The organism is Amycolatopsis sp. NPDC041971, from assembly GCF_055588925.1.
This window is the reverse complement of record NZ_JBVJCE010000006.1, coordinates 120387-146016: the sequence shown is the minus strand read 5'-3', so window position 1 is coordinate 146016 and position 25630 is coordinate 120387. Positions and strand designations below refer to the sequence as shown.

The 25630-nt window shown below is 67.8% G+C and carries 24 protein-coding genes; 12 read left to right on the top strand and 12 right to left on the bottom strand.

Annotated features, from left to right (window positions below):
• The first annotated feature begins 94 nt into the window (after positions 1–94).
• Positions 95–3814, top strand: a complete 3720-nt coding sequence (locus tag ACZ6DT_RS15275) for a WD40 repeat domain-containing protein (protein ID WP_465594415.1) — start codon at positions 95–97, stop codon at positions 3812–3814.
• A 398-nt stretch (positions 3815–4212) separates the two neighbouring features.
• Here the strand turns inward: ACZ6DT_RS15275 and ACZ6DT_RS15270 are convergent, their stop codons facing one another.
• On the bottom strand, positions 4213–5619 hold the full coding sequence (locus tag ACZ6DT_RS15270) for a KamA family radical SAM protein (protein ID WP_465594412.1): 1407 nt from the start codon (positions 5617–5619) through the stop codon (positions 4213–4215).
• Between the two features lie 142 nt (positions 5620–5761).
• On the opposite strand from ACZ6DT_RS15270, the gene ACZ6DT_RS15265 reads away from it, so the two are divergent.
• The 3 genes from ACZ6DT_RS15265 to ACZ6DT_RS15255 are packed head-to-tail and all read left to right on the top strand — an operon-like array spanning position 5762 to position 9768.
• The gene (locus ACZ6DT_RS15265) at positions 5762–7372 is read left to right on the top strand and encodes an amidohydrolase (RefSeq protein WP_465594409.1); all 1611 of its coding nucleotides are present in this window, start codon (positions 5762–5764) and stop codon (positions 7370–7372) included.
• Positions 7373–7381: 9 nt separating this feature from the next.
• Complete coding sequence (gene lnt / locus ACZ6DT_RS15260) at positions 7382–8974, top strand: apolipoprotein N-acyltransferase (protein ID WP_465594407.1); 1593 nt, start codon at positions 7382–7384, stop codon at positions 8972–8974.
• 26 nt (positions 8975–9000) lie between these two features.
• The gene (locus tag ACZ6DT_RS15255) at positions 9001–9768 is read left to right on the top strand and encodes a polyprenol monophosphomannose synthase (RefSeq protein ID WP_465594404.1); all 768 of its coding nucleotides are present in this window, start codon (positions 9001–9003) and stop codon (positions 9766–9768) included.
• Here the strand turns inward: ACZ6DT_RS15255 and ACZ6DT_RS15250 are convergent.
• Positions 9755–10519, bottom strand: a complete 765-nt coding sequence (locus ACZ6DT_RS15250; RefSeq protein WP_465594872.1) for a DeoR/GlpR family DNA-binding transcription regulator — start codon at positions 10517–10519, stop codon at positions 9755–9757. The two genes, ACZ6DT_RS15255 and ACZ6DT_RS15250, sit on opposite strands and share 14 nt — an antisense overlap.
• A 51-nt stretch (positions 10520–10570) precedes the next feature.
• Here ACZ6DT_RS15250 and ACZ6DT_RS15245 point away from each other — a divergent pair, with 51 nt between their 5' ends.
• The 3 genes from ACZ6DT_RS15245 to ACZ6DT_RS15235 all read left to right on the top strand — a co-directional run bounded on the left by ACZ6DT_RS15245 (position 10571) and on the right by ACZ6DT_RS15235 (position 13137).
• Positions 10571–10945, top strand: coding sequence for a DUF4406 domain-containing protein (locus ACZ6DT_RS15245; protein WP_465594401.1), 375 nt, complete (start codon positions 10571–10573; stop codon positions 10943–10945).
• 44 nt (positions 10946–10989) lie between these two features.
• Positions 10990–12282: a sigma-70 family RNA polymerase sigma factor gene (locus tag ACZ6DT_RS15240; RefSeq protein ID WP_465594398.1), complete on the top strand. Its 1293-nt coding sequence runs from the start codon at positions 10990–10992 to the stop codon at positions 12280–12282.
• Positions 12283–12351: 69 nt separating this feature from the next.
• Positions 12352–13137, top strand: a complete 786-nt coding sequence (locus ACZ6DT_RS15235; RefSeq protein ID WP_465594395.1) for an SDR family NAD(P)-dependent oxidoreductase — start codon at positions 12352–12354, stop codon at positions 13135–13137.
• A 415-nt stretch (positions 13138–13552) separates the two neighbouring features.
• On the opposite strand, the gene ACZ6DT_RS15230 is transcribed toward ACZ6DT_RS15235, so the two are convergent.
• From ACZ6DT_RS15230 to ACZ6DT_RS15220, 3 genes are all read right to left on the bottom strand, one after another.
• Positions 13553–13900, bottom strand: a complete 348-nt coding sequence (locus tag ACZ6DT_RS15230) for an RNA polymerase-binding protein RbpA (RefSeq protein WP_005151365.1) — start codon at positions 13898–13900, stop codon at positions 13553–13555.
• Between the two features lie 226 nt (positions 13901–14126).
• Entirely contained in the window at positions 14127–14885 is a 759-nt protein-coding gene (locus ACZ6DT_RS15225; protein WP_465594392.1) for a thymidine kinase, read from the bottom strand.
• A 30-nt stretch (positions 14886–14915) separates the two neighbouring features.
• Positions 14916–16316, bottom strand: a complete 1401-nt coding sequence (locus ACZ6DT_RS15220) for an MFS transporter (RefSeq protein WP_465594389.1) — start codon at positions 16314–16316, stop codon at positions 14916–14918.
• A 271-nt stretch (positions 16317–16587) separates the two neighbouring features.
• Between ACZ6DT_RS15220 and ACZ6DT_RS15215 the strand changes: the two genes are divergently transcribed.
• Positions 16588–17259: a transglycosylase family protein gene (locus ACZ6DT_RS15215; RefSeq protein WP_465594386.1), complete on the top strand. Its 672-nt coding sequence runs from the start codon at positions 16588–16590 to the stop codon at positions 17257–17259.
• Positions 17260–17352: 93 nt separating this feature from the next.
• Here ACZ6DT_RS15215 and ACZ6DT_RS15210 read toward each other — a convergent pair whose 3' ends face one another.
• Positions 17353–18132 carry a glycerophosphodiester phosphodiesterase gene (locus ACZ6DT_RS15210; protein WP_465594383.1) on the bottom strand — a complete coding sequence of 260 codons (780 nt, stop codon included), beginning with the start codon at positions 18130–18132 and terminating at the stop codon, positions 17353–17355.
• Positions 18133–18198: 66 nt separating this feature from the next.
• On the opposite strand from ACZ6DT_RS15210, the gene ACZ6DT_RS15205 reads away from it, so the two are divergent.
• Positions 18199–18582 carry a hypothetical protein gene (locus ACZ6DT_RS15205; protein ID WP_465594380.1) on the top strand — a complete coding sequence of 128 codons (384 nt, stop codon included), beginning with the start codon at positions 18199–18201 and terminating at the stop codon, positions 18580–18582.
• A gap of 1 nt (position 18583) precedes the next feature.
• On the opposite strand, the gene ACZ6DT_RS15200 is transcribed toward ACZ6DT_RS15205, so the two are convergent.
• The gene (locus ACZ6DT_RS15200) at positions 18584–19564 is read right to left on the bottom strand and encodes a tyrosine-type recombinase/integrase (protein WP_465594377.1); all 981 of its coding nucleotides are present in this window, start codon (positions 19562–19564) and stop codon (positions 18584–18586) included.
• A gap of 602 nt (positions 19565–20166) precedes the next feature.
• On the opposite strand from ACZ6DT_RS15200, the gene ACZ6DT_RS15195 reads away from it, so the two are divergent.
• Positions 20167–20655 (top strand): HIT family protein, encoded by a 489-nt coding sequence (locus ACZ6DT_RS15195; RefSeq protein ID WP_465594374.1) that lies wholly within the window; start codon positions 20167–20169, stop codon positions 20653–20655.
• 23 nt (positions 20656–20678) lie between these two features.
• On the opposite strand, the gene ACZ6DT_RS15190 is transcribed toward ACZ6DT_RS15195, so the two are convergent.
• A complete protein-coding gene (locus ACZ6DT_RS15190; RefSeq protein WP_465594371.1) occupies positions 20679–21050 on the bottom strand; it encodes a winged helix-turn-helix transcriptional regulator in 372 nt (123 codons plus the stop codon).
• Between the two features lie 91 nt (positions 21051–21141).
• Here ACZ6DT_RS15190 and ACZ6DT_RS15185 point away from each other — a divergent pair, with 91 nt between their 5' ends.
• Together ACZ6DT_RS15185 and ACZ6DT_RS15180 are read left to right on the top strand one after the other, a co-directional pair.
• Positions 21142–21981 carry an SDR family oxidoreductase gene (locus ACZ6DT_RS15185; RefSeq protein WP_465594368.1) on the top strand — a complete coding sequence of 280 codons (840 nt, stop codon included), beginning with the start codon at positions 21142–21144 and terminating at the stop codon, positions 21979–21981.
• A gap of 50 nt (positions 21982–22031) precedes the next feature.
• A complete protein-coding gene (locus ACZ6DT_RS15180) occupies positions 22032–22871 on the top strand; it encodes a class I SAM-dependent methyltransferase (protein ID WP_465594365.1) in 840 nt (279 codons plus the stop codon).
• 1 nt (position 22872) lies between these two features.
• Here ACZ6DT_RS15180 and ACZ6DT_RS15175 read toward each other — a convergent pair whose 3' ends face one another.
• From ACZ6DT_RS15175 to ACZ6DT_RS15160, 4 genes are read right to left on the bottom strand one after another with little or no spacing between them, the layout of a single operon-like run.
• A complete protein-coding gene (locus ACZ6DT_RS15175) occupies positions 22873–23514 on the bottom strand; it encodes a class I SAM-dependent DNA methyltransferase (protein ID WP_465594362.1) in 642 nt (213 codons plus the stop codon).
• Between the two features lie 10 nt (positions 23515–23524).
• Positions 23525–24283, bottom strand: coding sequence for a putative protein N(5)-glutamine methyltransferase (locus tag ACZ6DT_RS15170; RefSeq protein WP_465594359.1), 759 nt, complete (start codon positions 24281–24283; stop codon positions 23525–23527).
• Positions 24280–25047, bottom strand: coding sequence for an NAD(P)-binding domain-containing protein (locus ACZ6DT_RS15165; protein WP_465594356.1), 768 nt, complete (start codon positions 25045–25047; stop codon positions 24280–24282). Before ACZ6DT_RS15165 ends, ACZ6DT_RS15170 begins: the two co-directional genes overlap by 4 nt.
• Before the next feature lie 2 nt (positions 25048–25049).
• On the bottom strand, positions 25050–25565 hold the full coding sequence (locus ACZ6DT_RS15160; RefSeq protein ID WP_465594353.1) for a DinB family protein: 516 nt from the start codon (positions 25563–25565) through the stop codon (positions 25050–25052).
• Positions 25566–25630 lie beyond the last annotated feature (65 nt).

The window sequence follows — 25630 nt, the reverse complement described above, 5'->3', positions numbered from 1 at the left end:
TTGAGACTGGCGGGTTAATGTCGTGCATGGCCGGAGCTTCGACACCGCGTAACGAACGTCCCCCGACCACGATGACCATCTGGGGGTGGTCGACATGCCGCGTGGGGAACGTCCGCTGGACATCGGGGATGGTGTGCTGCTGCGGTTCGCGGGGGAGCTGCGGCGGCTACGGGAGAAGGCCGGCGGCCTGCCGTATCGGGAGCTCGGGGCGCGAGCGCATGTGTCCGCCTCGGCGTTGTCTGCGGCGGCCGGTGGCCGGAAGCTGCCCAGCCTGGCCGTGACGGCGGCGTATGTGCGGGCCTGCGACGGGGACGTCGAGGAGTGGGAGCGGCGTTGGCACGAGGTGGCGGCGGAGCTCGCGGAGCCGGAAGTCCAGCGTGACGAAGTCGCCGGGAGTGCGCCGTATGTCGGTTTGAGCGCCTTCCAGACGGCGGACGCCGGTCGGTTCTTCGGTCGGCGGGCGCTGATCGAGCGGGTGGCCGGACGGGTGTCACGAAGCAGACTGGTCGCGGTCGTGGGGGCGTCCGGGGCGGGGAAGACCTCGCTGTTGCGGGCGGGCCTGCTGCCTGCCCTCGACGCGGGGACGTCGGCGGAGGGTCGGTCGTGTCCTGCCGTGGTGATGACTCCCGGGGCGCATCCGATGGAGGAGTGCGCGATCCAGCTCGCAGCCCTCTCCGGAAGCACTCCGGGTCTCCTGGTCGAGGAACTCGCGGGTGACCCCCGTGCCTTGCACCGGCTGGTGCGGCTGACGCTGGGCGGGCATCCGGACGAGGCCGATCTTGTGCTGGTCGTCGACCAGTTCGAGGAGCTCTTCACGCTGTGTGGCGACTCGCGTGAACGTGCGCGGTTCATCGACGCGCTCGTGACCGCCACCGCCGCCGAGAACAGTCGCCTGCGGGTCGTGCTGGGGATCCGGGCCGACTTCTACGGGCATTGCAGCCGGTTTCCGGAGTTGGTGGCGGTTCTGCAGGAACAGCAGGTGCTGGTGGGGCCGATGTCCGGGCAGGACTTGCGTGACGCCATCACCCAGCCCGCGCTGGGTGCCGGATGTTCTGTGGAAAGCGCTCTGCTGGCCACTCTGTGCACGCACGCTGACGGCGAGGTCGGCGTGTTGCCGTTGCTGTCGCACGCGTTGCTCGAAACGTGGCGCCGACGTCGTGGTCATGCCTTGACCCTGGCGGGTTTCCACGCGTCCGGGGGATTCGAAGGCGCTCTGGCGCAGACAGCCGAATCGGCCTACGCCGCCTTCGAGCTGCGGCAGCGAGCCGTGGTCAAGGGGCTGTTCCTGCGGCTCACCGCGCTGGGTGAGGGCAGCGCGGACACCAAACGGCGCGTCTCACGCGGTGAACTCGACACCGATGACCCCGACACGGCCATCGTGCTGGAAGGGCTCGCCGGAGCGCGGCTGCTTACCTTGGATCGCGACTCCGTGGAAATCACCCACGAAGCTCTCATCCGGTCCTGGCCACGGCTTCGCGACTGGCTGACCGAGGACCGGGAATCGCTGCGCCTGCGCCGGCGGCTCACCGACTCGGCGGCGGACTGGGACCGGTGTGGGCGCGAACCGGGCTTCCTCTACCGCGGCGGCAGGCTGATCGCGTGGGACAACTGTTCCGACAACGGACTCAACAACGTGGAGCGCGCGTTCCTGGCGGCGAGCCGGGAGTCGACACGACGTGAGCGGGCCGTCGGCCGCCGTCGACGGCGGTCGACGTTGGCGGGACTCGCCACCGCGCTCGTGGTGGTCAGCGTCTTGGCCGGACTGGCGGTGGTGCAGGCCGGACAGGCCGAAAAAGAGCGGGACCTCGCCTCCCATCGCAGGCTGGTGACCACCGCGCGGGCGGAACTGGAGCGGGATCCCGAACTCGGGTTGCTGCTGGCGATCAGGGCGTTCGACACCACGCCGACCGAAGACGCCTCGGCGGTGCTACGTCAGGCCGTGACGGAGTCGCGGGTCAGAACCGCGCATCTCACCGGCCAGGGCCGCGTCAATGGCGTCGCCTTCGGCCCGGACGGCCGCCGGGTGGCCACCGCCGGTGACGACGGCACGGTCCGAGTTTGGGACCGGGCACAGGACACCGTGGGCACCAAACCGACGGTGCTGGCCAATGCCCACGGCGTGATTGCCAGTATCGGCTTCAGCGTCGACGGCCGGTTGCTCGCGGCCGCGGGCGACGACGGCTCGATAACCTTGTGGAACACCGAGACCGGGATTCGGGAGCGGGTGCTGCGCGGCCACGACCGCAAGGTGAACATGGTGGCGTTCAGCCCGGACGGACAGCGGCTGGCCAGCGCCGGTGACGACGGTACGGTCCGGCTCTGGCAGACGAGGGAGGACCGCGTTCCACTCGTGCTGCGAGGACACGAACGGGCACTGAGCGTGGCTTTCAGTGCGGACCGTCAGCGGCTCGCGGCAGGTGGGATCGACGGTACGATCCGAATCTGGAATCCGGCGAACCCTGCGGATCCGGAGGTCCTGCGTGGTCACGAATACCATGTTCCCTCCGTTTCGTTCAGTCCGGACAGCCTCAAGCTGGCCAGCGCAGGAAGGGACGGCACACTCCGGATCTGGACCCTCGACGGCAAACAACCGCCCGCCGTCCTGCACAGCCACAGCAGCACCATCGAGACCGTCGCGTTCAGTCCCGATGGCCGCCACGTGGCCACCGGCGGCAACGACGGAACCGTTCGGATGTGGAACGCGAGAGCGCTCTTGGAGCCCTTCGTCCTACGAGGACACCGCGGTCCGGTGACCAGCGTGGCCTTCAGTCCCGACAACCAGCGACTGGCCAGCGTCGGCGGTGACGGCGTCCTGCGCCTCTGGGACCCCACCGGATCGAGAATGACCACGTTGCCGGCCGGTCACCAGGGCCCCACGTGGGGAGCCGCCACGACCCCGGACGGGAAGACTGTGGTCAGTGGCGGTTACGACGGCACGATCCGACTGTGGAACACACCTGCGGCCCGAACATCCAAGGTGCTGCGTGGCCACGAAGGGCCCGTGCTCGGTATCGCCATCAGTTCCGACGGTCGTCAGGTCGCCAGCGTCGGACAGGACAAGACGGTGCGGATCTGGGACACCACTGACGGCCGCGCTGGACTGATTCTGCCGGGTGGCCCCCATGCCTGGGGTGTCGCGCTAAGCCCTGATGGCCGACTGGTGGCCAGTGGCGGTCCGGAGCATACGGTCCGCCTGTGGCGGGTCGGGGACAAATTCGCCGAGCCGACGGCGTTCCGGGGCCACGAAGGGCCCGTCCGGCGGGTCACCTTCAGCGCGGACGGCCGACGGCTGGCGAGTACGGGCGAGGACGGCACGCTTAGGCTTTGGGACACCATCACGGGTGCTCAGCTTCGCGTGCTGCGTGGCAACCAGAGTGGGGTTATGTGGAGCGCGGCTTTCAGTTTCGACGGGACGAAGGTGGCTGCCGGTGGGGACGACGGCATCGTCCGCGTGTGGGACGCCAACGCCGCGACACCGCCGATCGTCCTACTCGGCCACCAAGGCGCGATCTGGGACGTGGCATTCAGCCGAGACGGCCACTGGCTGGCCAGCGCCGGAAGCGACAAGACCGTCCGTTTTTGGCAGACCACCGGCCACCGCGAACCCATCGTGATCCGCGGCTTTGGAACGACAGTGGAAACCCTGGTCTACGGCCAAGACGCCCGCCACGTCGTCAGCGCGCACACCGACGGCACCACCCGAACCTGGATCTGCGAACCCTGCGCTCCCACCGACCAGGTACGCGCCCTCGCAAGCCAACGGGCAACCCGCGACCTCACCGCAGACGAAGTCAGCATGCACGTTGACCAGTGAGGTAGCCGGTGGCTCGGTGAAATCTAGTGTCCTACGCCGAAATTCGTCGGCAGAAGTTTGAGGTTCCCCCCGGGAATCGGACACCGGGGTTCCATCCCGGACCGCGAGGACCTGGACACCCTGCCAGAATGCCATCAACACGACCTCAACGAGCGCAGCCACCCCTATTTCACAGTGGCGGTCGCAGCACGACAGGGCACCTGGTTCTTGTCAGCACAAAATGTGGGTGATACCCGCAGGTATCACCCATGCCGCCCTGCACGTGCGCGTCGGCGACAGCACTCTCACTGCAGGTCCACGGCCCTACCAGGCCGCAATAGAACTATTGTCAGTAATCGACTGAAGCTCGCACATGAGCCCAAACGCCCCCTCGACGACCTGCCTGACGGGCTGACCGGTCAGGCCATCGGGGGCTGGTCGCGCCACCAGCGCTGGCCGGCCTCGGGGAGAGTGGTGATCGGGTCGTAGTAGGGGTAGCGCTGCTGAAGCGCCTCGTCGGCGTTGGCGACTTTTTCCCTGTCTACGCTGGTCAGGTAGTTCTTGGTCCAGTATGAGATCCCCAGCTCGCGGTCGTACTCGGCGAGCTGGTGCACCCAGCGCTTGCCGACATAAGGCACGTCGCAGACGATCCGCGGGGTGGCGTAGCCGGGCAGATAGCCCATGATCGCGTGCTGGAGTTCCTGTGCTTCGTGCACAGAAACGCGCCAGTGCTCGGCGTTGGGGATCATGTCGCACATGTAGAAGTAGTACGGCAGGATGTTCGCTTCGCCTTGCAGCGCGAAGCACAGGTCGAGCAGTTCGGCGGGGGTCGCGTTGACGCCCTTCATCAGCACGCCCTGGTTGCGCACGTCGCGGACGCCGACGTCGAGCGCGGTCCGGGCGGCTTCCGCGACCATCGGGGTGACCGACTGGGCGTGGTTGACGTGGGTGTGGATCGCGAGGTTGACGCCGCGGCGCTGGGCGGTGCCGGCGACGCGCTCGAGGCCCTCGACCACCTTCGGCTGGATCCAGTGCTGTGGCAGAGCGGCGAGCGCCTTGGTCGCGAGCCGGATGTCGCGGACGGTGTCGATGTCCATCAACCGCATCAGGAACGACTCCAGCTGCGGCCACGGCACGTTCGCGACGTCACCGCCGGAGACCACGACGTCACGCACGCCGGGGGTCTTCTTCAGGTACGCGATCATCGCGTCCTGGCGGTCCACCGGTTTGAGCGAGAGCTTGTGCTTCTCGACCTGCTCGGTGGAGTTGCCGACGAGGTCCATCCGGGTGCAGTGCCCGCAGTACTGGGGGCAGGTGGAGATCATCTCGGCGAGGACCTTGGTGGGGTAGCGGTGCGTCAGCCCCTCCACGACCCACATCTCCGCCTCGTGCAGTGAGTCGCGTTCGGAGTGCGGGTGGCTCGGCCACTCGGTGTCGCGGTCGCTGCGCACCGGGAGCATGTAGCGGCGGATCGGGTCGGCGTACCAGGCCTCGGTCACCTTCGCCGGGTCCGTGCCCGCGTTGGGCGCCATGGTGTTGATCATCTGCGGCGGCAGCAGCATAGACATCGTGGCCATCTCGCGCTGGTCGGCGAGCATGTCCTCGTAGAAGCGCTCCTCGAGCAGGTCGCCCATGAGGGCGCGCAGTTGCTTGGCGTTGCGGATGCAGTGCACTCGCTGCCACTGCGCGTCACGCCACTCTGCCTCGGTCACGTCGTGCCAGCCGGGGAAGCGGCGCCAGTCGGGTTCGATCAGCTCGACACGGGTGTAGTCGTAGGGCTGATCGTAGGCGGCCACCGGCGAGGTCGGTTCCTGGATCGCAGTCACTTGTACTCCTCGTCGTCGGAAACGCGTGAAAATATCCTGTCATATCGTTCGGACGGCGTAAATATTCCCGTTGCAGGTGGTGTGTCGAAATCATGCCGACCCGCCGATCACGTGGTCGTCCGCACGCTGCAAACTCGGGAGGGTGACGAACGCGCGAACCACGCTCCTGCTCGGCGGGCGCATCTACAGCCCCTCGGCTCCCGACGCCACGGCCATGGCGATCACCGACGGCACGGTCGTCTGGGTGGGACAGGACGGCCCGGCCAAGGCGCTGCATCCCGACGCCGAGGTGGTCGACCTCGACGGCGCCTTCGTCGCCCCTGCCTTCGTCGACGCGCACGTCCACGCCACCGCGACCGGCCTGCACCTCACCGGCCTGAATCTCGCGGGGATCCGCAGCGCCGGCGAACTGCTGGCCGCGGTCCGCGACGCCGTCCGGCCCGGTCAGGTGCTGGTCGCGCACGGGTGGGACGAATCCCGCTGGACCGAGGGCAGGCTGCCCAGCCGCGCGGAGATCGACGAGGCGTCGAACGGGACCCCGGTGTACCTGAGCCGGGTCGATGTCCACTCCGCGCTCGTGTCCAGCGCCCTCGTCGCGCTCGCCGCCGGCGTGCATGAGGCATCGGGCTGGTCGGCCGACGGGCCGCTGACCCGCGAAGCCCACCATCTCGCGCGTGCCGCGATGCGTGAGGCGATCACGCCGCGGCAGCGCCGCGAAGCCCAGCGCGCTTTCCTCGCCGAAGCCGCCGCGCGGGGAGTCGTCAGCGTCCACGAATGCGCGGGCCCGGACATCTCCGGCGCCGAAGACCTCACCGACTTGCTCGCGCTCGCCTCCGAACCGGGACTGCCGGAGGTCGTCGGCTACTGGGGTGAACGCGGCGGGGCCGACACCGCCCGGGCGCTGGGCGCCAGGGGAGTCGCGGGCGACCTGTTCGTCGACGGCGCGCTCGGCTCCCGTACGGCGGCCCTGCACGAGCCGTACGCAGACGCCCACGGCGCCTCCGGGACGCTCTACCTGGACGCCCCCGCCATCGCCGAGCACATCAGCGCCTGCACCGAGGCCGAACTGCAGGCCGGTTTCCACGTCATCGGCGACGCCGCCGTCGCCGAGGTCGTCGAAGGCTTCCGGCTCGCGGAGAAGGGCGTCGGCCGCCGAGCGCTGGCCGCCCGGCACCACCGGCTCGAACATGTCGAGATGATCGACATCGATCAGGCGAAGGCGTTCGCGGGCTGGGGCGTGGTCGCGTCGGTCCAGCCGCAGTTCGACGCGGAATGGGGCGGCACCCGCGGCATGTACACCGACCGTCTCGGTGCCGAGCGGGCCGCGAAACTCAACCCCTTCGCCGCCATGGCCGCCGAAGGGCTCCTGCTCGCCTTCGGCTCCGATGCCCCTGTCACGCCGGTCGACCCGTGGGCCACCGTCCGCGCCGGGACCTATCACCGCACCCCGGGCTCGGGGTTGTCCGCTCGCGCGTCCTTCACCGCCCACACCCGTGCGGGACACCGCGCCGCCGGGGTCAACGACGGCGTCACCGGCAGCCTGGTCCCGGGTGCTCCCGCGCACTACGCGATCTGGGACGCCGCGGACCTGGTCGTCGCGACCCCGGACTCGCGGGTGCAGCGCTGGTCGACCGATCCGCGGGCGGGCGTGCCGCCGCTGCCGAACCTCGCGGAGGGGGTGACACTGCCCCGGTGTCTGCGCACAGTCCGCGACGGGCAGGTCATCCACGATGTGTTCACCCGGGCGGCCTAGGGTTCAGGAGTGTCCACGACCGTGACGAACCCGGACCCCGAAGCGGCGCCTCGGAAGCGGTTCTCCTGCGCCTGGCTCCTGCGTTTCCTCGTCGCCGCGGCGTCGGGTTTCACGTTGTACCTGAGTTTCGCGCCGCGTCCGTTGTGGTGGCTCGCGCCGCTGGCGTTCACCGGCATCGCCCTGGTGGTGCACGGACGCCGGTTCCGGGGCGCGTTCGGCTACGCGTTCGTGTTCGGGGTGGCGTTCTTCCTGCCGCTGCTGACGTGGCTGCTGGATTTCCTCGGGCCGGGTTTCGGGCCATGGCCGTGGCTCGGTCTGGCGATGGCGCTCTCGGTCTATCTCGGCTTCGGTGGGGCTTTCGCCACCGTGGTGTGGCGGCTGCCGCTCGGACCGTTGTGGGCGGCGCTGGTGATCGTCGCAATGGAGACACCGCGGACCTGGTTCCCCTTCGGCGGATTCCCGTGGGGCCGGGCGGCGTTCAGCCAGCCTGAGGGCGCTTTCGTCTCGCTGGCCTCGATCGGCGGCGCGCCGTTGGTCGGTCTCGCCGTCGTGCTGACCGGTTTCGGGCTCGCGGCCCTGTGCCTGCGGCTGAAGGGCGCGGATCCGCGACGTTCCCTGGTGGCCACGTCGGTACTGACGTTGGTGCCGGTGGTGGCGGGTCTCGCGGTGTGGCCGACGATCGGCACCGAGGCGCAGGACGGCGAACTCACCGTCGCCACGGTGCAGGGCAACGCCCCTGACATCGGCCTGGCGCTGGAAGGCCGCCGCGACGAACTCCGGAACAACCACCTCGCCGAGAGCGCCCGCCTGCTCGGAACGCTCAAGGAGAGCAACACCAAGGTCGACCTGCTGGTCTGGCCGGAGACCGCGATGGCCATGCGCACCGGCGACGCCGGCGTCGATCGGCTGGTCCGCGACTACGGCAAGCAGGCGATCATCGGTGCGCTGGTCCGGCTGCCCGACGGGAGCGCGCAGAACTCCGCGCTCGTCTGGGATCCGGTCACCGGCCCGGGCCAGCGCTACGCCAAACAGCAACTCGTCCCGTTCGGCGAGTACGTCCCGGCCCGTGAGCTCGCGAAGCTGGTGACACCGTTCGTCGACAGCGTGGCGAACATGACACCGGGTGACGGTGCCAACGCCGCCCTGTCCGTCGCGGGGACCAAGGTCGGCGTCTTCATCTGCTACGAGACGGCGTTCGACTACCCGGCCCGCGAGTCGGTCGCCGACGGCGCGGAACTGCTCGTCGTGCCGACCAACAACGCCTGGTACGGACCGGGGGAGATGAGCTACCAGCAGCTGGCGATGTCGCGGCTGCGGGCGGTCGAACACGGCCGCGCGGTGATCGTTTCCGCCACCAGCGGGGTCAGCGCGATCGTCGCGCCCGACGGTTCGATCACCGCCTCCACCAGCCTGTTCACCGCAGACTCCCTGGTGGGGCGCGTACCGCTGAGGCAGCAGACTACGCTGTCGGATCTACTCGGTGTGACGACGGAGTACGGGCTGCTGGCCCTGGCGATCGCCGGGGTTACCGGCGGGTACGTGCTCCGTTTCCGCACCCGGCGCGCGAGCGCCGCCAAGGCAACGAGGGAAGCGGCGGGCTGACCCGCCGGAACACGGAGGAAAAGCGGATGGCGCAGGCGCCGCGGGGGGCCCAGGGAATCGACCCGGTGCTGGTGGTGATCCCGACGTACAACGAACGGGAAAACATCGGCCCGATCCTGGAACGGCTGCTCAAAGCACTCCCGGACGTGAACGCCCTCGTCGTCGACGACGGCAGCCCGGACGGCACCGGCGACGTCGCCGACGAGCTCGCGAAGGCCGACGAGCGGATCCAGGTCATGCACCGGTCCGAGAAGGCCGGCCTCGGCGCCGCGTACGTCGCCGGATTCCGCTGGGGTCTCGCCCGCGACTACGCCACCATCGTCGAGATGGACGCCGACGGCTCGCACGCGCCGGAGGACCTGCCGCGGGTGCTGGCGGCACTCGAGGACGCCGACCTGTCCATCGGCTCCCGCTACGTTCCCGGCGGCAGCACGGTGAACTGGCCGTTCCAGCGCAAGGCGTTGTCGTGGGTGGCGAACTTCTACGCCAGGATCGCGCTCGGCACGAAGATCAACGACATCACCGCGGGTTTCCGCGCGTACCGCCGCACGGTGCTGGAGAAGCTCCCGCTCGACGAGATCGCCTCGCGCGGCTACTGCTTCCAGATCGACCTGGCGTTCCGCACGGCGCTCGCCGGGTTCGACGTGGTCGAGGTTCCGATCACCTTCACCGAACGTGAAGTCGGTCAGTCGAAGATGAGCGGTTCGGTCGTCCGCGAGGCGATCGTGCTGGTCGGCCTGTGGGGGATCAAGCGTCGCTGGCAGCAGCTTCGCGGGCTGGTCAAGAAGCGCTGACCCCCAGCACACTCACCCCGATCTTCCCCAGTTCCTTCACGGTCGGTTCGTCCGGCGCCGCGTCGGTGATCACCCCCGCGACGTCGGAGAGGGGGAGCACGGTGAACGGCGAGGCCGCGCCGATCTTCTCCGAACTGGCCAGCACGTAGGTGTCGGCGGCCCGTTTGGCGAGGGTGCGTTTCATCGCGGCCTCGTCCGAGTCGCCGGTGGTGAGCCCGGTCTCCGGGTGCACGCCGGTGACGCCGAGGAAGAACAGATCGGCGTTGACGCTCATCGCCGCTTCCGCCGCGGTCGCTCCGCAGGTGACGGCCGAGTGCTTGAAGAGCCGTCCGCCGATCAGGAACACCTCGACTTTCGGATGGGTGACGAGCGCGGCCGCGACCTTGGGGCTGTGGGTGACGATCGTCGCTTCGAGATCGACCGGGAGTGCCTTCGCCAGCGCGAGCGCGGTCGTCCCGCCGTCAAGGATGACGGTGGATCCCAGCCGGATCAACGCTGCTGCACGTTTCGCGATCCGTTCCTTGCCCGCGACGCTGACGGCCATGCGTGTCGCGTAGTCCGCGGTGGCGGGGGAGACCGGCAAGGCTCCGCCGTAGACCCGTTGACAGAGCCCGGCGTCCGCGAGTTCTCGCAGGTCACGGCGAATGCTGTCCTCTGATATGCCGAGTTCGGCGGCGAGGTCCTTGGCCACGATCCGACCTTCGGTCTTCAAGCGGTCAAGCAGCAGGTCTCGACGTTGCGCAGCCAACATGTGCACGTTCCTCCTTGTTCTTGCCGATTGTTGCACATTAGGCTTCGGTTCATGGGTAAACCTCTGATGATCCTCATCGCCGGCCCGTTCCGCTCCGGCACCGGCGACGACCCCGACCTCCTCGCCCGCAATCTCGCCCGGCTCGAAGAGGCCGCGTGGCCGATCTTCCGCAGCGGGCACGTACCGATGATCGGCGAGTGGGTCGCGCTCCCGGTGCTCCGCGGCGCGGGCGGGAAGACCGTCGCCGACCCGATCGCCAAGGAGGTCCTGTACCCGACGGCCGACAGGCTGCTGCACCACTGCGACGCCGTCCTGCGCCTGCCAGGGGAATCCACCGGCGCCGACCAAGACGTCGCCATCGCGCTCTCCCGCGGTCTGGCGGTGTATCACCGTGTCGAAGACATCCCGGGGTACCAAGCCGCATGATGCGTAACTCGACCGTGTGTGACGTTTCCAGGGGAAGGTGAGCCGTGACCGGGAAGGTCTGCGGGATGTGCGAAGGCCCGCTGCCATCGAAGGCGGGTTCGCCCGGGCGTGCGGCCGTCTACTGCTCGGCCGCGTGCCGCCAGCGGGCCTACCGGTCACGGCGCGACCCCGCCCCCGACATGGAAGCCCTCATCGCCGAGGTCGGCCGCGTCGCGAACCGGCTGACACCTCGGCCGCCGGAGATGTTCCTCACCGATCTCACCTCACTCACCACCGACGTCGGCAGGCTGCGACGCATCGCTCAACTGGCCTTGCGGACCGAAGCCGAAAACGTCACACCGGCGCCCGTGACGGAAACCGTGGACGAGGTCGCCTTCGCCGGGAGGATCGAGCAGCACCAACGAGAGCTGCGCGTGCACTGCTACCGCATGGTCGGGTCCTACGACGACGCGGAGGACCTGGTCCAGGAGACGTTCCTGCGAGCCTGGCGCGGCCGCGAAGGCTTCGAAGGCCGGTCGAGCTTCCGTGCCTGGCTCTACCGCATCGCCACCAACACCTGCCTGGATTTCCTGCGGCGCAACAAACGGATCCCGCGCCCGTATGACCCGCTGCCCGGCGTCGACCAGCAGGGCGAACCGCCCCAGTCCATGCCCTGGCTGCAACCTTTCCCGGACAGCCAACTCGCCTCGGCGGAGGCCGAACCCGGCGAGATCGCGGAGACCAGGGAAACGATGGAACTGGTCTTCCTCGCCGCCATCCAGCATCTCCCACCGAAGCAACGGGCCGCGGTGATCCTCAACGACGTCCTCGGCTGGAAGGCCGCGGAGACCGCCGAACTGCTGGAAACCACCGTCGCGTCGGTCACCAGCGCACTCCAGCGCGCCCGCCCCACCCTGCGCGAATGCCTGCCGGAACGCCGCACCGACTGGGCGCGGACGGTCCAGCCGACCGAGGAGGAGCAAACGATCCTGCGGCGCTACATGGTCGCCGCCACCGGCAGCGGTGACAACCGGGTCATGGCCGAGCTGCTGAGGGAGGACGTGCTGGTCACGATGCCGCCGAACCCGTTGTGGTTCTCCGGCCGCGACGTCTTCCTCGACTTCGTCGCCGAGTCCTTCGACCCGGTGTCACCGTCGTACTTCGGCGAATGGAAACACCTCCCGACCATGGCCAACCGGCTCCCCGCCGCGGCCGGCTACGTCCGGCGGCCGGGCACCCGGATCTACCGCGCACAGGTGCTCGACGTGCTGCGGATCGAGGACGGAAAGGTCGCGGAGATCACCGCTTTCGAACCGCACTTGTTCCCCGCGTTCGGCTTGCCGCTGACGATCACCTGAGGACCGATGGGTTCCGCGCGCCTTCCGCGTCTCAACGGTCGTACGCAACCACGCGGAAGGAACACCCTCATGAGCCTCGAGAACAAGAACGCGGTCATCTACGGCGCCGGCGGATCGATCGGCGACGGTGTCGCCAAGGAGTTCGCCACGCGCGGCGCCCGCGTCTTCCTCACCGGCCGCCACGAGCCCGCGCTGACGAAGGTCGCCGACGAGATCAAGGAGACCGGGGGACTGGCCGAAGTCGCCGTCGTCGACGCCATGGACGAGACCGCCGTCGACACGCACGCCGCGTCCGTCGTGGCCGAGACCGGCAGTCTTGACATCTCCCTCAACCTCGTCCCGCGCGGCGACGTCCAGGGCATCCCACTCGTGGAGATGTCGGTCGAGGATTTCGTCCGCCCGATCACCGCCGGCGTCACGACCAACTTCATCACCGCCCGCGCGGCCGCCCGGCACATGATCACACAGGGCTCCGGCGTGATCCTCGCCCTCGACAGCGGCTCCGCCCAGGGAAGCCCGATGATGGGCGCGACCGGTTCGATCGACGCCGCGCTCGACACCTACATCCGCAATCTCGCCGTCGAGATCGGGCCCCACGGCGTCCGCGCGCTCGGCATCTGGGTCGCGGGTATCCCGGAGACCTTCACCCCCGAAAAGCTCTCCGCCGTCAACAACCAACTGCCCGCGAGCCCGGAGATGATGGAGAACGTCCTCGACGGCCTCACCGAGGCCCGGATGACCAAACGTTCACCGCGCCTCGCCGAGGTCGCCGCCACGCTGGCGTTCCTCGCCTCCGACGACGCCATGGGGATCACCGGCACCTTCCTCAACGTGACCAGCATGTTCCCCAGCTGACTGGAGTTCCACGAGCACAGCGCGGATCGCCGGGCCGGCCGCGGCGCTGCGGCGCGTGCACCTCACGCGTCGGCGGACGCCGTAGCGGCTGGGCTAGAGGAAGCTCGGCTCGCGCCAGCGGACGGGTTTCGGCCATGACGACGTCGCCGAGATCGGTGTGCACCAGGCGCCGCGACAGCGTGGGGGAGACCTCGGCGTCATCGTGACGCCTTGATGCCCCTTGGCCTTCCCCAGTACATGAAGGACTCCTTCCTGTACTTAGACGCGAGGAAGGGGTCCTTCACGCGCTGTCGTGGTGGCGTTCCTGACGTTTTCGTCCTGAACGCTGCCTCCCCGAGACACGGCGAAGCCCCCGCGGCGGGAGGTCGCGGGGGCTTCGCCGATGCATGGTGGGGCTAGCTACTTGTGCCGTGCGTCAGGCGGACCGGGTGGTCCTGCGTCCCTTCAGCTCGGCGAGACGTTCGTTGAGCAGATCTTCGAGCTCCGGGATGGAACGGCGCTCCAAGAGCATGTCCCAGTGCGTCCTCGGGGGCTTGACCTTCTTCTGCTCCGGCTGCCCGCCGTCCACGATCTCGGACTCGCTGCCGTGCAGCCTGCACTCCCACACCGAGGGGATCTCGGCGTCGTCGGAGAAGGGCACCTCGAACTCGTGGTTCTTGGGGCAGGCGTAGCGCACGGTGCGGCGGGGCGCGAGGTCGTGGTTGCGGTCGGTCTCGTAGCTGACCGCTCCCAGCCGGCTTCCACGGAGAACACGGTCGGCCATGATGGGGATCCTTTCAGTCAGCTCCGGGTGGAGCCAGGGTGATGCTCACCCTATGCAACGACAATGAGGGCCAGAGGATTCCCTGAACAGCATGTCCTTGCTCACGATGAGCTGTGTCACCCGGTGGCAACAGCTTCTCCTAGTAGGAGTGGTTTCGCGCTCTGGCGTGACGTCAATACGGCCATCTTGGTGCGGATATCCCCCAGATGGGCTAGTAGTACGCCTGTCACGTCAACCGTAACTGACCGTGTTGGGCCGAGGTGGGCCCCAGCTCGCCCAGTCGAAAGTGCCGTCGGCACAATACCTGATAACGGACCGTGTTCGGTTCGCCCTCAGAACGTGATGCCGATGAAGTTTCAACGACCAACTGCTCGGTATCCGCCACCACGACAGTGTCGCCTGCCCGCAGCACCTCGCCGTCGGACACCCTCGCGTTGAACCGCCCCGTCTGCCCGCACCAGCACAGGACCTCGACCTGAACCGGCTGCAACTCGTCCGCCAGCTCGAACAACCGCGCGGCCCCCGGGAACAACATGCTCCGGAAATCCGTCGCGATCCCGAAGCAGTACACGTCGATCTGGACATCGTCGGCCAGTTCAGCCAGCTGATCCACCTGATCGGGCGACAAAAACTGCGCCTCGTCGACGATCAAATAGTCCACATGCCGCCCGGCCGCCCACTGCTCACGCACCAGCAACCGCAGATCGGTCTCGTTCCCGACCTCGATCGCCTTGCGCGTCAACCCGATCCGGCTGGTGATCTGCGGTTCACCGGACCGGTCGTGGCGCACCAGCACCATCCCGCGACGACCCTGCCGCGCGTGGTTGTGGTCGATCTGCAACGCCAGCGTCGACTTCCCGCAGTCCATCGGCCCGTAACAGAACTTCAACTTCCCGACGACCGGCACACCCCGCCGTGAACCCGCCACCGGCACCGACGACAACGCGTCCGTGGGATCCGGGCCACTCTCCTTCAGTACGGTCACGACGCTCGACCCTATCGGCACGCTCCGCCGTCACAGCACCGCCGGTGGCCGGTTGCCCGCCGCCTCGATCGCCCGGCGCACCGGCACCAGCCACACGAACACGAAACCGAGCACGAAGAAGATCACCAAAGCGATGATCGCGTACCGGAACGAGCCGGTGATCTGCCCGACCGCGGCGAACAACAGGGGACCAAGCCACGACGTCCCGCGCTCACCCACCACGTACAACGAAAAGTACTGCGCGTCCTTCCCCTCGGGGATCATTTGCCCGAACAACGACCGCGACAACGCGTTCGTTCCACCGAGCACCAGCCCGATCCCGACCGCCACCGCGTAGAACTGCAGCGGCTGACCGGCCTCGATGAAGAACGCGAAGCACAACACGACCACCCAGGCCACCAGACTGCCCAGGATCGTCTTCTTCGCCCCGACCCGCGCCGCGATCGCCCCGTGGATCATCGCCCCGGCGTACGCCAGGAACTGGATCACCAAGATCGTGACGATCAACACCTCCGTGCTGTACTTCAGCTCGTCCTTGCCGTACTGCGCCGACACCGCCACCACCGTCGTGATCCCGTCGGTGAAGACCAGATAGCTCCCGAGGAACGCCAGCGTCAGCGGATAGGCCCTCGCCTCCTTGATCGTCCGCTTCAGTTCCTTGAACCCGGCCGTCAGCACCGACAGACCACGCTCCGCCGACTTCGGCACATGGGTCCGGGGGAGTGCGCGCACCGCCGGGAACGTGAACACCGCCCACCAGACCCCCGACGTCAGGAAGCAGATCCGAACGGCGAGCGGTTCGCTCACCCCGAAAGACTCGTGCCCCAGAAAGAACCCCAGCTGCAAGGCCAGCGCCAGACCGCCACCGAGATAACCGAACGCCCAGCCCTTCGACGACACCGCGTCCCGCTCATCAGGCTCCGCGATGTCCACCAGGAACGAGTAGTAGACGACCAGCGCACCTCCGTAACCGATGTTGGCCAGGATGAACGTCCAGACTCCGACCTCCCAGTTCGTCCCCGCGATGAAGAACATCAACGCCGACGCCACCGCGCCCAAGAACGCGAACCCACCGAGGATCCGCCGCTTGTGCCTGCTCCGGTCCGCGACCGCGCCGGCGATCGGCAGCACCAGTACCTGTGTCACCGTCGCGATCGACAGCAGATACCCCCACAGCGAGCCCGCCGGAAAATGCAGTCCGAACAACGAGACGTCGCAGTTTTGAAGCGTGCTCGAAGCTCCACTCGAATCGGTGCACGCCCTGTCCCCGTTAAGGGTGAAATTCGCCTTCGCATCCGCAGACGCCACCTCGCTCAAATAGAGCGCTCCGAAGACGGTGATGACCGACGAATAGAACGGCGAATTGGCCCAGTCGTAGAGGTACCAAGCCCGCCACACCCGCTTGCGTTCACGGGTCACGGCCACCGTCATGCACTGCTCCTGAAGTCGAGAATGTCGAGGTCAGCGGGAGACTACTGGTCACCGAGCCCACCTGTCCGGCCCAAGGCGGGACCGTGTTCGTTTCGAAGCGAGACGAACCCTTCCCGGCAACCTCCGCGACCATCGTCGGGGGTGTTCCCGCCACCATCGCCGTATGTTTCGTGTGAGGCTGGAGTGCCAGCTGTGACTCTTGTGAAGCATGTGTCCGGTACTTACTGTTCCGCTCATGAGGACCCATCGCCTTCGCACAGCACACCGCGTAGTGGCGAGAACGCTCCTGCTCGCCCTCGCCGTCACGGGCCTGCAGATCGCCGCCACCGGATCCGCCGCCGCGGACCCCCACGGCTCCCACTGGGCCAAGCTCCGCATGTGTGAATCGAGCGGCCGCTACAACATCAACACCGGCAACGGCTACTACGGCGCCTACCAGTTCGACCTGCCCACCTGGCGCAGCGTCGGCGGCCAAGGACGCCCCGACCAGGCCAGCCCCCGCGAACAGGACTACCGGGCCCTCTACCTGTACCGCATGCGTGGCTGGCAACCCTGGGAATGCGCCGGCAAACTCGGCTTACGCAACGACAGCGACGCCCGCAGCAAACGTGTCCCGTCCTATGAGGACTCCGCCTACATCGGCGGGGGAGGACAGCCCGCCCCGCCGCCTGCGCCCAAGCCGAAGCCACCCGCTCCGCCCGGCGGCGGCTCCAAACCCGCCTGGCCCGGCGTCGTCTACGCCTACGGAGACTGCGCAGCCCCGCTCAAACAGTTCCAGCTCCGGATGAACGCCTTCGGCTATGGCTTCACCGGAACAGGTTGCTACTACGACAAGACCCGCGAAGCCGTCCTCGCCCTCCAGCGAGCCAACGGCATCAACGACTCGGGCCGTCTCGGACCCAAGACCTGGGACGCCGCCTGGAACGGCAAACCACCCCGGTAAGCACCCGCCCCGGATGCTATGAACGGTCCGTTCCTTGCAAATTTTGCAAGGAACGGACCGTTCATAGCATCCGCGAGGGGAGCGGCTGGTGACTCAGGAAGGCCAAGCACCCCGCTCTCGAAGCACCTCACGCAGCAGATCCGGCCGGTCCGTCACGATCCCGTGCACCCCCAGATCCAGCAGCAGCCGCATCTCCGCCGGATCGTCCACCGTCCACGTGTGCACCTCGAAACCCCCACGCGTCGCTTGCCGCAGGAACGCCCGGTCCACCACCTTCAACCGCCCCTGCCGCACCGGCACCTGCGCCATCGCACCCCGCGACAACGCCCGCAGCGACACCAGCGGCAGGAAACCGTTCGCCCACATCACCGCGACCGAACGCGGCCCCATCGCCGTCACCAGCTTCGGCCCCGCCAGCTTCCGGATCCGCGCGAGCCGCGCGTCGGAGAACGACGCCGCCGCGACCCGATCGTGCGCACCGGTCCGCTCGATCGTCCGCACGAAAGGCACCACCGCTTCGTTCGACTTCACGTCGATGTTGAACCGCGCCTCCGGTAACTCCTCGAGAACGTCCTCCAGCCGCGACAACGGCGCACGGCCACCGATCTTGACGTTCCGCAACTGCGCCCACGTCTGCCGGGATATCGACCCCGCGCCATCGGTCGTCCGGTCCAGCGCGGCATCGTGATGCACGACCACCACCCCATCCGACGTCGCGTGCACATCCGTCTCGAGGTAGCGATACCCCTCCGCCACCGCCTGCTGGAACGCCGGCAGCGAGTTCTCCAGTCCTTCGAGGTCACCGAGGTGCCAGCCTCGATGGGCGAAGGCACGCGGGAGCGGATCGGCGAGGTACGGAAACAAGGTCGGCACCCCACTAGTGTGCACTTCGGCCGTTGCCTCGGCATGATCGTCCGATGGCCAGCTAGGGTCTGATCCGTGAGGGAAGTGGCTGAACACCCGAAGACGTCCCCCGAAGAGGTGTCCGAGCTACGCCGCGCGGGAGCACCCAAACACTGCGGATGGTGCGGCCGACGGCTCGAACAAGGTGGCAACGTCGGCAGGCGCCGCCGCTACTGCGGGCAATCCTGCCGCCAGCGAGCCTACGAACGCCGCACCGCCCTCCAGCGCAGCGGCCTCCCCGAAGACGCCGTCGTCCTCTCCGACACCGAGATCGCCACCCTCCAGGACAGGCTCTTCCAACTCCGCTGCGCCGCCGAAGACGTCGTCACCGCGGCCGACGACGGCGCGTCCGTCGCCGAGCTCCGCGGCCTCGCCGGCGAAATCGCCCAGGCAGCCAAGGATCTCGAACAGCTCCGCTGACCTACACGATCCCGTCCAACGCCCGGTACGTCCGGTTGCTCGCGGCCGCCGCCCGCTGCTCACGACCGGTCGCCTCGATGTAGTTCTGACTGGTCGCCAAGCTCGCGTGCCCCAGCAGCGCCATGATCTCCGACGCCGTCGCACCGTCCTCGGCCAGCCGCGTCGCGAAGGTGTGCCGCAACGCGTGGAGATTCGCCCCGACCGGCACGCGGTCGTGCAACCCAGCCCACCGGTAGCACGACTTGACCAGGTACTCGAGCGCGCCGCGGCCGATCGGCTCGCCGGCACGATCCCGGAGGAGGGGAGTGGAGGGCCCGAACCGCTGCTGCGGAAAGCGCCGGCGGCAGGATGCCAGATACTCCTCGATGATCTTCTCCATGATCGGCTGCACCGGGATCGACCGGTCACGGCTTCCCTTGCCATGAACGTGCAGCCGCATCTCGCCCTGACGACCGACGAGCGACCGCGCGGTCAGCGCCCGCATCTCCGCCGCACGCAGCCCGGCGACCAACCCGAGTGCGATGACCAGGACGTCCCGTTCCGGCCACGGATCCCGCGTCCGGCGCGAACCATCGGCGGCGGCCGTGAGCAACTGCTCCGGGGTTTCCTCGCCGCGCAACGGTTTCGGCGTCAACGGAGGCGCCTTCGGCCGCGCGACCGCGCCCATGGGATTGCCCGCGAGCAACCCGTCGGACACACAGAAGGTGAGGAACTGGTTCCAGGTCGACCACGCGCGCAGCACCGAACTCTTCGCGTGGGTGTCCGCGAAAGCGCCGAAGGCGTTGCGGAGCGCCTGAGCGGTGAGCATCTCGACGGTGAGTTCGTCAGGGGAGCGGTCAAGCTCGCGCAGCAGAAGAGTGGTGATGCCGGCGAGGTCGCGACGGTAGGCGTCGGTGGTGTGAGGAGAATCCTTACGGGGACGACGTGCGGCGAAAAAGGCTTGCTGTGCCTCGGAAACCCTCATGAGCATCTTGTACCGCATGGCACCGACAGTCTTACACTGGGTTATATTCCGTTTCATGCATAATAGTGATTATGCATGAAACGGAGTGATGGGGCCGGAAACCCCTCGCGGGGGATCTCGGTTCGCTCGCCGCTCTCGGATGTGTCACGAAGGGTCATTCAGGACGGAAAACGTCATGAACGACCCTTTCATTACACACCGGCGGCCGCCTGGGCGTCCTCTGAGCCTGGACCTGCAGCCAGGCTGGCGACTCGACGAGATTCGCCCGCGGATGACGTCCTCCATTGATCATCAGCGATCCAGGCGCCTGGATCGATTCGTCACAGTGACGTATTGAGGATGGGTGATCGGACATCCGTTTGGCGTCCTCGGGGGCGTCCAGGTCACCTCAGGACGCCCCCAGCGGACGACCTCGGAGCGAGCCGAAGGGACTCACGCCGCGCATCCGACGCGACGAAGGGGTCCTTAGCTACATGACATGCAGTGAAAGACCCCTTCAGGTCACGCCAGAAACCCCTCTTGGCCCTTGTTATCCAGGTCAGCCAAAGTGCCGATAATGTACATTATGTCAAGTAAGGTGCTTCGGCTCCTTAACTACGCTGCCCTGGTAGACGAGACTGATGACCATACGTACGCCTTGGAAGCCCGGCGCCTACCTTGACCTCGCCCGCCGTGCTTGCTTCGTCTGCGAACTGCTCACCGGCAATCCCGAGTACCCGCACCACGTCGCCCACCGCGATGACCATGCCGTCGTCTTCGCCAGCCGGTTCCCGTCCGTGCTCGGACACTTTCTCGTCGCTCCGGTCGAGCACCGCGAACACGCCGTCGCCGACTTCACCACCGACGAATACCTCACCCTCCAGGCGGTCGTACACCGCGCGGGCCGCGCACTCACCGAACTGCTCCCGACTCAACGCCTCTACGTTCTGACGCTCGGCAGTCAACAAGCCAACCGGCACGTCCACTGGCACCTCGCGCCCTTGCCTCCCGGCGTGCCCTACGACCAGCAGCAGACCGCGGTCTTCGACCCGGCTCGCGGCTACCTCGACATCCCCGACGACGAACTCGCCGAGCTCGCCCGACGCTTAGGCGAACGCATGGCAGCCTGAGCAGGCACCGTTTTCCACCGACGCTATTTCCCCTCGCGTGGCCCCAGCCGTCGGGTGATCCGGTCGAACAACTCCCCCAGCGGCTCGCCGAGATCCCGGCCGAAGTCGGTGAGTCCGTAGGTGACCTGGGGTGGTGTCGTGGGCTCGACCTTCCGCCAGATCAGACCGTCTTGAACGAGCACGCGCAGGGATTGGGCGAGCATCTTCTCGCTGATCCCCCGGATGCTTTCGCGTAGCTCGTAGAACCTGAGGTCGTTGCCCTGCAAGGAGATCAGCACCCAGATCCCCCATCGACTGGTCACGTGGTCGACCACGTCGCGCGCCGGGCAGTCGGTGTGAAACACCTCATACCGCGGCTTCGTGCCGGCCGGTGTGAACTGCGCGCCTCCTGTCATGACAGGAGCTTACCTCCAGGTATGCCCTTACCAAAAGTTAGCCGCTCTCCTAGCGTCACGGTCACAACAAGATCGAGCGAAGGGGCTGTTCATGATCGTGGTGACCGGGGCTACCGGAAACATCGGCCGACCGTTGACACAGGCGTTGGTCAAAGCGGGTCAGCAGGTGACGGCGGTGTCGCGGCACGCCGCCGAGGCGCCGCATGGCGGTCGGCATGTGGTGGCGGACCTTGCCGAACCTGCCGGACTCGAGAAGGCGCTGAGCGGGGCGAAGTCCTTGTTCCTGCTGCTTTCCGGCGGCCTGCATGCGGCTGAGGCCAATCCGGCCGACATCATCGGCCAAGCGGCGGCCGCCGGAGTTCGCAGGGTTGTCCTGCTCTCCTCGCAGGGTGTGGCGACCAGACCGTTCGGTACGACGCGGATCGCGATGCGCGAGCTGGAGGACGTGGTGCGGGACTCCGGTTTGGACTGGGCGATCTTGCGGCCGGGTGGTTTCACCTCCAACGCCTTGTGGTGGGCGGAGTCGGTCCGTTCGCGGCGGGTGGTCGCCGCGCCGTTCGGTGACACGGGGCTGCCGATCATCGACCCGGCGGATATCGCGGAGGTCGCGGCCGCTTGTCTGGTGGATGACCGGCATCTCGGTGGTGTGTATGAATTGACCGGTCCGGAGGTGATCACGCCGCGCGAGCAGGCGGAGGTACTCGCCGCCGCTCTGGGCTCGCCGGTGCGGTTTCACGAGCTCACCCGTGAAGAGGCCAAGGCGGGTATGGCCCGGAGCATGCCGGCGGAGCTCGCGGATGACACGCTGGACATCGTCGGTTCTCCGAGGCCGGACGAGGTGCGGGTGAGCCCGGACGTGCGACAGGTGCTCGGCCGCGATCCGCGGTCGTTCGCCGACTGGGCCGCTCGGAGCATCGCCGCGTTCCGCTGATGGGGTCGCGCTAAGGTCGTCCCGGAAAGTCGATTCTGGGGGTTGCCGCAATGTCCGAGAGCACCGCTGTGCGTGTCGATCCGTCCAACGAGCGGATGCTGAGGGCGTGGGACGGCGATGATGGCTCGCTCTGGGCGAAGCGCGCGCAGCGATTCAACGACGGTGTCGCTGCTTATCGCGACACGCTCTTCGCCGCGGCCGGCATCGGGCCGTCCGACAACGTCCTCGACGTCGGCTGCGGCGCGGGTCAGACGACGCGGGACGCGGCGCGGCTGGCGGCTGCGGGTTCCGCGCTCGGCGTGGACCTCTCCAGTGAGATGCTCGGCGTCGCTCGTCGGCTCGCCGAGGAGGAAGGCCTTGCCAATGTCTCTTTCGAGCAGGTGGACGCGCAGGTCCATCCGTTCGCCGAGGCGGGTTTCGATCTGGTGATCAGCAGGCATGGGTCGATGTTCTTCGGTGCTCCCCTGGCGGCGTTCGCGAATCTGGCCAGGGCCACCCGGCCTGGTGGCCGTCTTGTCCTGCTGACGTGGCAGCCGTTGCGGCTCAACGAATGGATCACCACATTCCGGACGATTTTCGCGGCTGGGCGTGAGGTGCCGTCTTCGGACCTCGCGCTCAGTGACCCGATGGAGATCGGAAGGTTGCTGGCTTCCGCCGGGTACGCCGACGTCCGGTGCACCGCGGTGAACAAGCCGATGTACTTCGGTGAGGACGTCGACGACGCGGCCGAGTTCATCGTCGAGCAGCACGGCGGGCGGTTGAGCGATTTGGATGAGACGACGCGTGCGGGAGCCGTCGGGGCCTTGCGGGCCGATCTGGCCGGGCACCAGACCGACCGAGGCGTGTTCTACGGCTCGGCGGCCTGGCTCGTCGAGGCTCGGCGTCCTTGACCTACTGTTTGCGAGCGATCAGGTAGGCCTGTGGGGTGCTCTCGAATTCCTCGGAAGGCTCACGGACGAGGGTCGAGATCACGTTGAACCCGGCCTCCCCCAGTTGCTCGGCGATCTTCTCCGGTGCCAGCCGGTAGGCGTCACAGGAGATGTCGTGCCCGTACGCGTGCTCGATGTGGCGGATTTCGTCGCCTACTTGGAAGGCGAGCAGCAGGTGGCCGCCGGTGGCGAGGATCCGGTGGAAGTCGGCGAAGATCTCGGGGAGCCGCTCCCCCGGGGTGTGGATGATCGAGTACCACGCGACGACGCCTGCCAGCGCACCGTCTTCAATGGACAAACCGGGCATCTTCCCGACCTGGAAGTCCAGATGCGGGTACCACTTGCGGGCGACGGCGACCATCTCCGGGGAGAGGTCGATGCCGTGGATGTCGAGGCCCAGTTCATGGAGGTACTCGGTGATGCGGCCGGGGCCGCAGCCGATTTCGGCGACGGGTCCGCCGCCGGCGGCCTGGACGAGTTCGGCGTACGCGCCGAGCATGGCGCGATCCCAGGTGGATCCGGTGAGATGGTCGCGGAGGAGTTCGGCGTAGTCGGCCGCGACCGTGTCGTAGGCGGTGCGGGTGGTTTGAAGGTAGTCGGTCACGGCGGCGACCCTATCCCCTGGCCCCGACAACAATCGTCGCGTACAGCTCTTCTTCGGTGACCACCTCGGGGGTCAATCCGTTGTATGCCATGGCTTCCGCGGTGCTCGCGGCCTGGCTTTCGCCGGTTTCGATCAGCAGGTGCCCGCCTGGTGCGAGCCATTGTGGAGCTTCGGCGGCGACGCGGCGGTGGACGTCGACGCCGTCGTACCCGCCGTCGAGTGCGACGCGGGGTTCGTGGTCGCGGGCTTCGGGCGGCATCATGGCGATGGCGTCGGTGGGGACGTAGGGAGCGTTGACGACCAAGATGTCGACGCGGCCTCGTAGCGACGCGGGCAATGGTGTGTAAAGGTCGCCTTCGAAGACCTCTCCCCCGGCATCGGCGACGTTGGTGCGAGCGCAGCGGACGGCGGCGGGTTCGAGGTCGGCCGCGTAGAGCCGGATTTCGCCGAGTTCGGCGGCGATGGCGGCGCCGAGTGCGCCGGTGCCGCAGCAGAGGTCGAGGACGACCGCTCCTGGTTCGGCGAGGGTGACGGCTTGGCGGACGAGGAGTTCGGATCGTTGGCGTGGCACGAAGACGCCGGGTTCGACGGCGATGCGGAGGCCGTGGAATTCGGCCCAGCCGAGGATGACTTCGAGTGGTTCGCCGTCGACGCGGCGTTGGACCATGGTGTCGAGTTCGGCCGGGGTGCGGGCTTCGTCGGTGAGGAGGCGGGCTTCGTCTTCGGCGAAGACGCATCCGGCTTTGCGGAGCCGGTCGATGATGGTCACTTGTCTCGCAGCCTGGAGAGGACGCCGTCGAGGGCGTGCCGGACGGTGTCGCGGACGCCGTTGGTGCGCAGGTCGGTGAGGAGTTGCTCGTTGAGCCCGCCGGGGGTCATGTGTTTGCCGGTGAGGGTTCCGAGGTCGCCGCTCTGGTGGAGCAGGGAGTGGCCGAGCTGGCCGAAGATGTGGCTGGTGAAAGCGGTCGCCGCGGAGTCCTCGATGCCCTGGTCGGTCATCCAGGCGGCGATGGTGCCGAGGTAGTCGAGGTGGGCGGCGAAGGTGGCCGTGGCGGCACTGAAGATGTCGAGGTCTTCTTCGGCGTCGGGGACGACGCTGCTGCCGATGCTGTCGAAGAGCGCCCGTGCTCGGGGGTTGTCGGGGTACATCGCGGTGAGGCTCTGGCGGCGGGCTGCCGGGGGCAGCGGGATGCTCCGGACGATTTCGCCCGCGGGGGCGGCCCAGTCGCGCAGCCGGTCGAGGGGGACGCCGGCGAGGGCGCTGATCAGGACGTGGTCGGGCCGGAAGGTGAGGTCTCGGAGGACTTCCTCGGCGATCGGCGGGCGGACGGCGAGGATGATCGTCGTGGCGCTGTCGACGACGTCTTGGTTGCCGCCGCGGACTTCGACGTTGGCGAAGCGGGCCGACAGTTCTTGTCCGACGCTGCGGCTGCGGGGTGAGAGGAAGATCGAAGGCGGGTCGGCGATGTCCTTGCTGAGGCCTTCGACGATGGCGGCGGTGATCTCGCCCGCGCCGATGAATCCGTATTCCATGGTCAGGCTCCCGTGTGGCCGTCGACGCGTTCGCGGATGAGGTCGGCGTGGCCGTTGTGGCGGGCGTATTCGCCGATCATGTGGAGGTAGAGCATGCGCAGCGAGAACGGATTCCCGCCGAGGTCGAAGGTGTCGTCGAGGGATCCTTCGGCGGCGGCTTCGTCGGCCAGCCGGATCTCTTCGAGGAGGATGTCGTACGCCTCTTCGGCTTTGGCGGCGTCGAGGTCTTCGAAGTCGTGGTCCTTGCCGAGGGCGGGGTCGTAGAGGGGTTCGATGTCTTGTGCGGCGTAGCGCAGGCGGAACCAGATGCGTTCGACCTTGGCGAGGTGCCGGATGAGGCCGAGGAGGGTGAGGTTCGATGGCGGGACCGACGCCTTGGCGAGCTGTTCTCCGGTGAGGCCGGCGAGTTTGTGCAGGAAGGTACCGCGGTGCCAGGCCAGCAGCGAGGGTAGGAGGACTCGCTCGTCGGCGGCGGTGTCGCCGGACGGGCGGGTGACCTCGGGGGCGGTCCATGTCATAGCGGCGATCATGCCATCGGGTGACGTGGGGTTCGTGCTGCGCCTGCTGGGGTGAGTGGCGTCAC